This is a genomic window from Dichelobacter nodosus, assembly GCF_001263335.1.
GTDB lineage: Bacteria > Pseudomonadota > Gammaproteobacteria > Cardiobacteriales > Cardiobacteriaceae > Dichelobacter > Dichelobacter nodosus.
The window spans coordinates 1-265 of the sequence record NZ_LGVW01000022.1; the positions used below are offsets into that span (position 1 = coordinate 1).

1 protein-coding gene is annotated in these 265 nt (G+C 49.1%); it reads left to right on the top strand.

Annotated elements, in window-relative coordinates:
- Window positions 1-265: hypothetical protein (locus AKG33_RS07380; protein WP_161802464.1), on the top strand; the 265-nt coding region annotated here is incomplete at both ends.

Consider the following 265-nt stretch of genomic DNA (forward strand, 5'->3'; position numbering starts at 1 on the left):
GATCACAGTGATGAACTGACCGATAGAGCCGGCAGTGATACGGGCTACATCTACGACGGTAATAAAGATCCGAGTAAACCGTATGAACCGGGTAAACCGGATAATCCTAATGATGGAGATCAACCGACGGTTACCCCGCCGACCGCGCCAGGAATCCTCCTGAAAGCGACGAAAGACGTCGCGGTGGAAAACCGTACGGATAAAAACCAACTGGAATTTAAAGTCAGCATAGATGGAACCGTAGGAAAAGATGAAGAGATCGTCT